Raw genomic sequence first — 11,085 nt, 5'->3', positions numbered from 1 at the left:
ACGATTATTGTAACATGTTTGTTGTTCAGGATTTTTTGTAAAACTCTTATTCGTAATGCTTTTGAGTTTCCAGTTTGAAAAAGCTAATATAGTATGTAATAGAGCGAAATGAGTTCATGGAGGAGAAACGATATGGCAGAATGGTACGAGCAAAGCTTTGGGGAAGATTATTTATTGGTATACAAGCATCGCGACTTTCAGGGAGCCTATCAGGAAGTGCAAAAAATGATCTCCTGGCTCAAATTACCGCAAGGCTCCAGCGTATTGGATTTATGCTGTGGGATGGGCCGTCATTCGCTTGCGCTCGCAGATGCAGGTTATAAGGTGACAGGTGTAGACCTTTCCAATGTGCTGCTGAGAGAGGCTCGTGCAGCTGATTCCGAAGGGCGGGTAAGTTGGCATCAAGGGGATATGAGAGAGGTGCCGCTGGATGAAAACTATGACGCGGTGATGAATTTGTTCACCTCCTTTGGTTATTTTGAAAAGGATGAGGAGCAGCTTAAAGTATTAAAGGAAATATATCGGCTGTTGAAGCCGGGAGGACGCTTTATCATAGATTATTTGAACCCTGCTTATGTAACCGCTCATTTGGTACCGCATTCGTCACGGGAGGATGAAGGGAATTGGATTGAGGAGCATCGGGTCATTGAAGATGGCTTTGTGAAAAAACAAATTGCGATTCGGTCAGCTGCATCCGTTGCGGGCACTGAGGCAGCTTCTGCTCTGGGCACGACTCCTACTGAGGGAGAACCTGCGCGCGTGTATCATGAACGAGTGAAGCTATATCCATATGAAAAGTTTCGTGGATTGCTAGAACAAGCCGGACTATCTGTAGAGCAGGTACACGGAAGCTATAATGAAGATCAATATATTGAAGATGCTTCGCCTCGAATGATTTTTGTCGGCGTGCGGGCTTAAAACAGAAAGGCGGATGGAAGCCATGAAATTGCCAGAGCTTACACCGTGTGAGCGAATAGACGGAGGCTTTCAGGTCAAAATATCCATGTCCTTTCCGCTGCGCTGGGTGAATAGCTATGTGCTCAAGGGACAGCACGGTTTTACGATTGTAGACCCGGGGCCGCGCAATATGGACACTGAGGCAGAATGGGCGCATGTCTTCCAACAGCTGGGGATGTCTTTTGGGGATATCTCTGACATTGTGGTGACTCATCATCACCCCGATCATTACGGATTGGCGGGCTGGATGCAGCAGCAAAGTCAGGCTCGTGTACATATGTCAGCTCGAAGCCATAAGGAAGCGATGATGATGTGGGACGCTCCAGAGTCGACGGTCGCTATGGAGAACAGGCTTCCCAGCTTTTTTGTCCAGCATGGCTTTCCTTTGGAGCTAGTGTCGGCCTTGGAATTACATATGCGGCAGGCATATTTGCAAGTAAATCCACAGCCTGAGATTACCGTTATTCCTACCGGGATGGACGCTCGTCTGGAATGGGGTGAACGCAGTTGGCTCCCCGTCGAGACAGGAGGACATGCGCCCGGACATGTGTCCTTATATGACCCGAATAGCGGCGTTATCCTCTGCGGTGACGCAGTTTTGCCGCAGATTTCTCCTAATATCAGTCTGCTGCCAGACAGTGATGCCCAGCCGTTGAAGTCTTATGTAGACGGCTTGCAGCGTCTAGGCGAGCTGGAGGTAGCGTGGGCATATCCGGGGCACCGCAATCCGTTTGGTTATTTTCGGGAGCGGACGCAAGCGTTGCTGGCGCATCATGAAGAACGGCTGGAGAAATTCCAGCAGCTGATCCAACCGGAGGGCAGCACGGCCTATGAGCTGTGCATGGCCATGTTCGGTGGCAAGCTGGGTATTCACCAGCTAAGGTTTGCCATGTCCGAGACGCTGGGTCATCTGGTGGAACTGGTGCGCCGTGAACGGGCCTCTATGAGCGAGACGGACTCAACCACGCGCTTCTATCCCCTTTGCCGTCAATAGTCGCGGAAAGTTAACCAACAAAGTGACATGACGAAGCAACATGACAAGCGGCATGCATGCCAGAAAAGAGGATTTTATGAATTTGCTGCTGCTGGGAGCTACCGGACGCGTAGGACGGTACATATTAGATTATGCATTAGCGGACGGACATGCCGTTACGGTCCTTGTTCGTTCACCGGACAAGCTGGAGGATTACGCACCCGGATACGGGAATCAGCTGCAAATCGTACAAGGCGATGCCACTAATGCAGAGAACGTAGCACAAGCGCTGAAGGGTGGGGCGACGACCGTGATCAGTGCGCTGAATACGGATGGAACGACTACCTTATCCGCTAATATAGCCCTGCTGATCCGGCTCATGCAGGAGCAGTCCATTTCCCGGCTCATTACGGTAGGAACGGCAGGGATTTTACAAAGCCGGACCGAACCGGACCTGTATCGGTACGAGTCCTCCGAGACCCGGCGACGCAGCACTCGTGCGGCTGAGGAACATCGGCGAGTGTACGAATTGCTGCGTGAATCAGCACTAGACTGGACAATCGTATGTCCAACCTATCTGCCGGATGGAGCGCGGACAGGGATTTATCGTGTGGAAAAAGATTTTTTGCCTGAAGGTGGCTCACAAATTACCACCGCGGATACGGCTGATTTTACCTATCGTCAATGCAAGAGTTACGAATTTATCCGTACACGGGTAGGCATTGCCTACTAATCATGGAACGCCAAACAAAGCTTCATTTTTAAGTATTCAACCAGAGCGCGGTAAGTGTACCTACTCATTGCGTTCTTTTTTTAATTTGACAAACACTCAGGCTTAGAATACTATGATTCTTAACGGAAACACTGTTTCCTAAAATCTTGTGTAGATCTTTAATTTATTATAGTAGCATCAAGCGACAGTTCTTAATAAGCAAAAGGAAGTGTATTGAATCATGTCCGAGCCATCGCATCCCTATAAAACCTATTCGGAAGTGAAGCTACAGCAGCAGCAATTGCTACGTAAAAATGTCATCGATGCGGCATGCATCCTTCTTGCGGAAGAAGGGCCAGAGGCCGTGACCGTGCGGCGAGTTGCGCAGAAATTAAGCTGTTCCACCAAGATCATTTACAGTATTTTTGGCAGTAAGGACGGTCTTGCCAATGAGATGTACCTGGATGGATGTCGGCTATTGGCTGAATCCTTCCAGCAAGTACCTGTTACCGAAAGTGTACTCGTTGATCTTGAAGCTCTATGCTGGGCGTACTGGGAATTTGCGCAGCTTCATTCAGCTTATTACAAAATGATGTTTGGCGGTGCATTATCTGATTTCAAGCCGGATGAACAGAGCTTGGAGGGTACCACAACGGCATTGTCACGAATTCTGCACACCGTCACACATGCTATGGAGATAGGGGCACTGAAAGAGGAAGATCCGCTGTTGGTTGTCCGAATGCTGTGGTCTGCTTTACATGGAGTCATACATCTTCAGTTTGCAGGTCATTTTTCAGATGTAGATATGGCTCAAGGAGTGTATACATTTACACTGAAGAATACGCTCGTAGCATTTAAAAAATCCTCATCCCCATCGTAAATATGAAGTGTACTGAGGTCGTCATAGTAGATGACTTCAGTTCATTATAGAGTAGTGGTAACAATGTTTCTAAAATAAAACTATGATACTATGGAGGTTATCATCATGTTTATGTACGCAAACAAAACAGCTCTGATCACAGGGGCTTCATCAGGGATTGGCGAGGCCTTTGCCTATTCGCTCGCAGCTAAGAAATGTAATCTCATTTTGGTTGCACGCAATGAAACGAAATTAGAGACGCTGGCTAAAGAACTCTCAGCTAAATATAACGTAAAAGCAACGGTGATTGCGATGGATCTTTCCACACCAGGAGCACCACAAGCATTGCATCAGGAGGTTCAAAAGCAACAGCTAAAGGTAGATCTCTTGATTAACAACGCCGGTTTTGCCACCTATGGATACTTTGAGCAGGTTTCAGGAGAACGACAGCATGAGGAAGTGATGCTCAATGTGGCTGCTTTAGTCGACATCACACATGCATTTATGCCTGATTTATTGCGTAAGCGGGATGGTGGATTAATCAATGTTTCTTCCACAGCTGCATTTCAGCCCGATCCTTATATGGCGGTGTATGGAGCAACCAAAGCATTTGTGCTTTCTTTTACTGAAGCGCTATGGGCCGAAAATCGGAAACGGGGGCTTAAAGTTCTGGCCCTTTGTCCAGGCTCAACAGAAACGCCTTTTTTTGATATTGTTGGCGCAAGTGAAGCGTCAGTTGGAATTAGGGAAACTCCCCAAACCGTTGTGAAGAACGCGTTGAGAGCATTTGAAAAGGGGCGTAGTCACGTCATTTCCGGTCGCCAGAACTATTGGGTAGCTCAGGTGTCCCGGTTATTCTCTCGTCAATCCACGCTGGGAATTGTAGAACGTGCACTGCGTCCAAAAAATGGATTGTAATTTATGAATGAAGGTAATCTGGGCTTGAAATGTCAGGATTGCTAATCAATATGTTGTGAGTTTTATGCACCGGGTCTGATCGTTTCTAACTCGACTTGAATCAGACCCGGCGTTCCTATTTGTATAGATCAAGCACTTAGACCCTATTCAAGCCCTCGGGAATATAGTAAAATTCCATCCCGTTTCTCCCAGCCGTTAGCTGACCAGAAGCGTTGACCCCCTGCGTTATGCTCCATTACAAACAGATGACATTTATCAATGCCTTCTCTCAGCAAAGCAGATAACGCCTTATCCACCAGTCTGGGCGCGATCCCTTGACCACGATGTGCTGTGGCTACACCCAGATGATACAAAAACCCCCTGCGAGAATCGTGACCCGCTAAAATCGTGCCTATAATGTTTCCGTTGTACTCACAGACAAAGCTAAGTCCTTCGTTCCGTTGTAAAAAGCGTGCAATCCGCTCCGGTGAGTCGGCCTCGCTTAATCCTAATCCGTCTAAGCCATTCCAAAGCTCAATGGCCTGATCATAATCGTCAGCCTGCATCGTACGGAATGTATATCCTTCAGTTACGTTTGCCATGTCTAGTTCTCCTCTAAGCTTGTCTATATCTGTTATATTCCAACTTGTTGTTTATAATTTAGGGTGTTGTTGTTTTTTTAACGGGTTGTATTCGGTGCACTTTCTTCCCCAAGTTCCTGCTCGCGCTCTGCCTGTTTGCGATGGGCGATACGGCTGCTGGCCGAAGCTGCGATAGCGCCCACGATGTCGTCCAGGAACGTATGGATCGGCCCGAGGCTTTTATCATTCAGGCGTTCCAGCACACCGGGTTTGAGTTTATCAACATAACCGTAATTGGTAAATCCAATGCTACCATACACATTTACGATGGAGAAGGCCAGAATCTCATCCACCCCGTATAATCCCTCATCATTCTCAATCATGTCCTGCAATGGGGGAAGAAGAGCGCCCTGTTCGGCAAGGATATCCAGTTGGATGCCCGTGAGCACTGCATTTTGAACCTCGCGCTTCATCAGCACCTTGTCCACATTCTCAATACATTCTTCCATCGTTAGGGTCGGGTAATATTTCTTTTGTAAAAGCATGACCAGTTCTGCGATTTCAGTCAGGTGTACACCACGCTTGTGCAGCAACTCGCGGGTGGCATCGGCTACCTTTTTACTATTCAAGCTGTATGGTGCTTTTTTCTTGTCCATAAAGTTGAAATTCCCTCCTCGTATAGATCCTGATTTCTACTGCAATTATGACCAGTGTGTCCAGTCTGCTGAAAAAGTAGTTATTTTTTACGCGAGGCTCGTATACATATTAGTACAATCTGTACAAAATTGTTAGGGAGGAACTTCACTTATGAATATAAAACACCCATGGCGTATGACCTCTGTAGCTGGACTGCTATCCCTACCCCTGTTGTTGTCGGGCTGCAGCCTTTTCGGCAACGAATCGGCATCCATTGACCCCCCGCCGTCCACGACAGAGCAGTCCATGATTAAGGCTGTAACCGGAAAAGCACCTGCCAGTACAGGGCAACTGAGGGCTGTTTTTTTGCAAGACCATAACGGTTTGCTGGCCCCGGTATCTTTACCGATTGCTACAGGTGATGTGCAGGCAGATGCCAAGTCAGCGCTGGAAACATTGGTTGAGGGCGGGCCGTATGCTGGATTATTACCAGAGGGATTTAAAGGGGTAATACCCCAGGGTACAGAAGTAAAAAGTGTTACAGTGGACAAGAACAACAAGCTGGCTGTTGTCGAATTCAACAAATCTTTCGCCAACTATAAGCCACAAGAAGAACGAAAATTAATGGAGAGCTTGACCTGGACCCTAACCGACCGTCCCGATATTGAGAGCGTACAGATCTGGGTGGATGGCAAAAAACTGAACGAAATGCCTGTTGGCGGCACACCGCTGGATCATCCATTGACGCGTGCAGTAGGTATTAATTTGGAAATTGGTCATGGCGTGACACCCCTGGATTCCAGTCCAGTCACTGTGTATTTCTCTTCTTCTTCTCCTGCTGGAGTTCAATACTATGTACCTGTAACCCGGTTGGTTAGCCCTGAGAAAGATCGTGTCCAGTCAGCACTGCATCAATTGATTCAAGGGCCGCAGACCAAAGATGGGTTACAAGAAGTGATGACAGGGGAGACGGCGCTGAAATCGGTAGAACGCTCCAAAGACAACGTAATTACGGTATCTCTCTCAGATGATATGTTTGCTAAAGGAGAAGCTGTGCCTGCTGAATTTTTGGAATCGGTTGTGCTGACAGCGGCAGACAATTCAGATGATGCGGTCAAAACAAAAATTCGGATTGAACTGAATGGTGAAAAAAGCGTAATTGGACAAAATAATCAAAATTATGGAGAGCCTGTAGCCAAGCCGCAACATATTAACGAAATTCCTCTTTAAGGGCGGGAATCGTCCTTGGGGTGCTTTTGCCTGCACACTTTGGTAAAATAAACATATAAGAACAGGTTGCATACGACGTAGGAGGAAAAAGCATGAGTAGATCTAACGGACGAAACGGTGATGAGCTGCGCCCGATGAAATTGACAGCAGGAGTAAATAAATACGCGGAGGGCTCTGTTTTTATAGAGGTTGGCGAGACGAAAGTCATTTGCACGGCTACTGTAGAAGAACGTGTACCCCCCTTTATGAAGGGACAAGGAAAGGGCTGGGTGACCGCAGAGTATTCCATGCTTCCGCGTGCGACTCATAGCCGTAATCAGCGTGAAGCTGCTCGTGGCAAGCTGACAGGCCGCACCATGGAAATTCAGCGTCTGATTGGAAGAGCGTTGCGTTCGGTGGTCAATTTGCAGGCGCTTGGTGAACGGACGATTACGTTGGATTGTGACGTCATTCAGGCGGACGGCGGAACACGCACAACCTCAATTACCGGTTCTTTCGTAGCGTTGGCGATTGCGGTTAATAAAATTGCCACCCAGCACAAGCTGCCTGTTTTTCCAATTACCGATTTCCTGGCTTCCGTCAGCGTAGGGGTTGTTGGTGAAAAAGCGTTGCTGGATCTGAACTATGAAGAGGATTCCAAGGCCAAAGTAGACATGAATCTTGTCATGACTGGCAGCGGAAAATATGTTGAGCTGCAAGGTACAGGTGAAGAAAGCCCATTTGACCGTAACGAATTGGATCAACTGCTTAGCTTAGGCGAACAAGGGATTCTGCAAATGATTGAGCGCCAAAAAGAAGTGCTTGGACCGATTGCTGATAAGATCGGTGCTGGACGTACAGGAGCTGGCGCCTAATGCGGCTGGATGGCCCGATCGTCATTGTCGCTACGAAAAATAAAGGAAAGGTGCGGGAATTTGCGCATGCTTTTGCGCCGTTTGGCAAGGAAGTCAGAAGCATGTACGATTATCCCAACATTCCTGATGTCGTTGAAGATGGCAAAACCTTTGCCGAAAATGCACTGAAAAAAGCTAAAGCGGTTGGAGATGTGCTCGGATTGCCCGTACTGGCCGATGATTCCGGCCTCTGCGTGGACTTGCTGGACGGTGCACCGGGGGTATACTCTGCCCGTTATGCTGGAGAAGGTGCCAGCGATCACGAAAACAATATTAAGCTGCTCGACGTTCTAGAATCGAAGCAACTGGGTGATGATACGGGACAGCCTTTGCTAAGCCCGGCTCAATTCGTCTGTACCTTGATTCTGTATAATCCGCAGACTGGCGAGACGTTGGAATCGACAGGCTCCGTGGAGGGCTGGATTACTACTGAAACCGCCGGCAGCGGCGGGTTTGGGTATGATCCGCTGTTTTATTTGCCAGAGTTTGAAAAGACAATGGCCGAGCTGACGTTGGAACAAAAGCAGGCTATCAGTCACCGAGGGATAGCTCTGCGTGATTTGGCAACAAAGCTGGGTAATCCACAGGCATAGCATTGGTAACAGGGGCGAAATCATCCCCCATTCACATAACGAAAAAAAGGCTATCCGTCAGTCATAAGCTGCGGATAGCCTTTTTGGTACTTTCTGTTCCCCATATAGTACACAGCGAAAAATTGCCGCTGCCGCTTAGAAGCTCTATTGCTTCAGCATTCAGCGTAGCTTATCGAATAGCAACCTTGTAAGTGCGTAACCAGTTATCCACTTGAGCCAAGTAGGCGAACAACTGGGGACCCGACATCAGCTGACCAAACCAAGGCAGATTGGTGGATGCCTCCGGTGAGGCGGCAATATCACGTACCTTTTGCGCATCGATCAGTTTGAGCAGTGGGGAAGAGGAATCATCCAGCAGTTGCAGCGCCTGCTTTTTCACAGCCTCAAGATAGGAAGGGTTATGCGTTTTGGGATATGGGCTTTTTTTGCGATACAGCACATCATCCGGCAGTACGCCCTCCAGCGCCTTGCGCAAAATACCTTTTTCACGTCCGCCTGTCATCTTGATACTCCACGGAATGTTCCATACATATTGTACCAATCGATGATCGCAATACGGCACCCGCACTTCCAGTCCGGCCCCCATACTCATCCGATCCTTGCGATCCAGTAGAGTAGGCATAAAGCGGGTGATGTTCAAATAGGACATGACGCGCATTTGCGCAGCTTTTCCTGTTTCCCCTGGTAGCTTCGGCACTTCTCCTACCGCTTCTGAGTAGCGATCGTTCAAATACTCCAGCGGCTTGATCCAGTCCCGTACCTCAGGAGACAACAGACTGGCTCTCATATCGGGTGCAACTGCCCACGGGAATGTACCCGAATTCAGCATATCCTCCCGGTGGAACCAAGGATATCCGCCAAAAACTTCATCCGCAGCCTCGCCGGAAATAGCGACCGTAGCTCCTTTTTTAATCTCCCGGCAAAAGAGATACAGCGACGAATCGACGTCCGCCATTCCGGGTAAATCCCGCGTTAGCGTGGAGTTGTTCAGAGCTGCTACGACTTCTGGCGTATCGAATTCAATCCAGTGATGATTTGTCCCTAATTCATCCACCATCCGCTGAATCCAGGGGGCATCGGCTCCGGGTTGAAACGCATGGGCTTTAAAATGCTTGTCGTTATCCACATAATCGACCGAATACGTATGAACTTGTCCCTGCCCGGTACGTTTGTAATAATCGACAGCTAATGCGGATAGAGCGCTTGAATCCAGCCCGCCAGACAATAAGGTGCACACTGGAACATCCGAAATGAGCTGCCGCTCCACCGTATCCAGCAACAGTTCTCTTACCTTAAGTGCCGTTTCTTCGGTGTTATCCTCATGCGCGATGCTTTCCAGTGTCCAGTAGGCATGGATGCGCACGCCGTCGCGGCTGTAGGTTAACGTATGCCCGGGGCGTAGCTCCTTCATAGACGAATAGACGCCGTGTCCGGGGGTACGTGCAGGCCCTATGATAAAAATTTCGGCCAATCCCTCGGCGTCCACTGCTGCCTCTACCGCTGGATGCTGGAGCAGTGCTTTGGGTTCTGAGCCAAATACGAATACTTCTTCGGTTTGGCTATAAAATAGCGGCTTCACTCCCAGCCGATCCCGTGCCAGAAATACCTGCTCCCGCTCGCTATCCCAGACCGCAAACGCAAAAATGCCGTTTAACCGATCCACACATTCAGGGCCCCATTCGATATAGGATTCGAGTAGCACCTCCGTGTCGCATTGTGTACGGAAAAAATGCCCGCGCTGTTGCAGCTCTTTTTTCAGCTCAGGCGCGTTATATATTTCCCCGTTATATACAATTGTATAAGTGATATCCTCCAGCTGCCGGATCATGGGCTGAGCGCCATTTTCCGGGTCCATAACGCTCAATCTTCGGTGTCCGAAGGCACACGGGTTGGATATCCAGGTACCCGCAGCATCCGGTCCGCGATCGGAGAGCGTTTGTGTCATATTCAGCAGCAGCTCAGATTGATGCATTAAGTCTCCGTTCCACTGTATGAAACCTGTAATTCCGCACATGTCTGTTCATCCTCTCTTTGTCGTGTTCATCCAGTGTTGGAATGAATCAAAAACTAAATCCCCAGTTCATCAGTATATATGCCGAAAAGAAGCATAAAATGTCTGTCCGTTCCGAAAACTACAGATGGGGCAACCCGTCTACTCGTAAGGAAGGAGGGAGACCATGTACTACATCAAGGATGCCAAAATACGCCGGTTCACTGAACTTGACGGAGTGCGCTGCGCTGAGGTAGAGGTGCGGCCCGGTGCCGCAGATGACCCGGAACTGCTGGTCTATATTACGGCCAAGGATCAGACGGATGGTCAGCATGACTATGACATGGTACGGATCATCCGCAATGACGCCGATCTGGAGCTGGATTGGTATGACAATAATCTGCATTCAGCATTTGAGGAAGTGACAGACAAGGCTTTTACCGACTCTACACACATTACTGCTGATGAGGAGCGAGAGAAGTTTAAAAAAGAATTGCTCTCCTATGGGCAGCTCAGCACAGAGTTCGCCAAGGAGTTCGGGGCATGAGGATATGGTGTGCTATGCCTCGGCTTTTGTTGATTTGGGCCCCGGCGCCATCGCCGGATCAGCGTGAAAGGAGGGGGAAATCATAGACAGCAAAGCGAATTATAAGAAAAATAAAGGCAGCAGTTATATTCATAACAATGAGTTCGCGGAAGAAGTGCTGGAGAAAAACGTAAGACATGAAGTACGGAGAAGTCCTAAACGCTTTGGGAATAAATAA

Annotated in this window: 12 protein-coding genes; 9 read left to right on the top strand and 3 right to left on the bottom strand. The window is 48.6% G+C overall.

Translation table 11 applies throughout. The features are described from left to right. Positions 1–132 precede the first annotated feature (132 nt). The 5 genes from ACWGXJ_RS19420 to ACWGXJ_RS19400 all read left to right on the top strand — a co-directional run bounded on the left by ACWGXJ_RS19420 (position 133) and on the right by ACWGXJ_RS19400 (position 4,419). The gene (locus ACWGXJ_RS19420; RefSeq protein ID WP_235308537.1) at positions 133–918 is read left to right on the top strand and encodes a class I SAM-dependent methyltransferase; all 786 of its coding nucleotides are present in this window, start codon (positions 133–135) and stop codon (positions 916–918) included. Between the two features lie 22 nt (positions 919–940). After that, entirely contained in the window at positions 941–1,951 is a 1,011-nt protein-coding gene (locus ACWGXJ_RS19415) for an MBL fold metallo-hydrolase (RefSeq protein ID WP_452567417.1), read from the top strand. A gap of 76 nt (positions 1,952–2,027) precedes the next feature. Further along, a complete protein-coding gene (locus ACWGXJ_RS19410; protein ID WP_452567930.1) occupies positions 2,028–2,663 on the top strand; it encodes an NAD(P)-dependent oxidoreductase in 636 nt (211 codons plus the stop codon). 220 nt (positions 2,664–2,883) lie between these two features. Next, a complete protein-coding gene (locus ACWGXJ_RS19405) occupies positions 2,884–3,522 on the top strand; it encodes a TetR/AcrR family transcriptional regulator (RefSeq protein WP_250266543.1) in 639 nt (212 codons plus the stop codon). A gap of 105 nt (positions 3,523–3,627) precedes the next feature. After that, positions 3,628–4,419 carry an SDR family NAD(P)-dependent oxidoreductase gene (locus ACWGXJ_RS19400; RefSeq protein ID WP_250266542.1) on the top strand — a complete coding sequence of 264 codons (792 nt, stop codon included), beginning with the start codon at positions 3,628–3,630 and terminating at the stop codon, positions 4,417–4,419. Positions 4,420–4,562: 143 nt separating this feature from the next. Here the strand turns inward: ACWGXJ_RS19400 and ACWGXJ_RS19395 are convergent, their stop codons facing one another. Both ACWGXJ_RS19395 and ACWGXJ_RS19390 read right to left on the bottom strand, forming a co-directional pair. Beyond that, positions 4,563–5,000: a GNAT family N-acetyltransferase gene (locus ACWGXJ_RS19395; RefSeq protein ID WP_250260547.1), complete on the bottom strand. Its 438-nt coding sequence runs from the start codon at positions 4,998–5,000 to the stop codon at positions 4,563–4,565. Positions 5,001–5,077: 77 nt separating this feature from the next. After that, positions 5,078–5,635 carry a phosphatidylglycerophosphatase A family protein gene (locus tag ACWGXJ_RS19390; RefSeq protein WP_039272599.1) on the bottom strand — a complete coding sequence of 186 codons (558 nt, stop codon included), beginning with the start codon at positions 5,633–5,635 and terminating at the stop codon, positions 5,078–5,080. A 151-nt stretch (positions 5,636–5,786) separates the two neighbouring features. On the opposite strand from ACWGXJ_RS19390, the gene ACWGXJ_RS19385 reads away from it, so the two are divergent. The 3 genes from ACWGXJ_RS19385 (at position 5,787) to ACWGXJ_RS19375 (ending at position 8,331) form a co-directional block, all read left to right on the top strand. After that, positions 5,787–6,845, top strand: coding sequence for a GerMN domain-containing protein (locus tag ACWGXJ_RS19385; RefSeq protein ID WP_023990027.1), 1,059 nt, complete (start codon positions 5,787–5,789; stop codon positions 6,843–6,845). Between the two features lie 92 nt (positions 6,846–6,937). Next, complete coding sequence (gene rph / locus ACWGXJ_RS19380; protein WP_013311675.1) at positions 6,938–7,699, top strand: ribonuclease PH; 762 nt, start codon at positions 6,938–6,940, stop codon at positions 7,697–7,699. Further along, the gene (locus ACWGXJ_RS19375; RefSeq protein WP_452567416.1) at positions 7,699–8,331 is read left to right on the top strand and encodes an XTP/dITP diphosphatase; all 633 of its coding nucleotides are present in this window, start codon (positions 7,699–7,701) and stop codon (positions 8,329–8,331) included. Before rph ends, ACWGXJ_RS19375 begins: the two co-directional genes overlap by 1 nt. Before the next feature lie 169 nt (positions 8,332–8,500). Here the strand turns inward: ACWGXJ_RS19375 and asnB are convergent, their stop codons facing one another. After that, positions 8,501–10,345 carry an asparagine synthase (glutamine-hydrolyzing) gene (gene asnB, locus ACWGXJ_RS19370; RefSeq protein ID WP_069290243.1) on the bottom strand — a complete coding sequence of 615 codons (1,845 nt, stop codon included), beginning with the start codon at positions 10,343–10,345 and terminating at the stop codon, positions 8,501–8,503. A gap of 163 nt (positions 10,346–10,508) precedes the next feature. Between asnB and ACWGXJ_RS19365 the strand changes: the two genes are divergently transcribed. After that, positions 10,509–10,868, top strand: coding sequence for a hypothetical protein (locus ACWGXJ_RS19365; RefSeq protein ID WP_452567415.1), 360 nt, complete (start codon positions 10,509–10,511; stop codon positions 10,866–10,868). Positions 10,869–11,085 lie beyond the last annotated feature (217 nt).

The sequence above is a fragment of the Paenibacillus sp. S33 genome (assembly GCF_053615415.1).
Note: the sequence above shows the minus strand (reverse complement) of the source record. Positions and strands in the feature narration are given on the sequence as shown.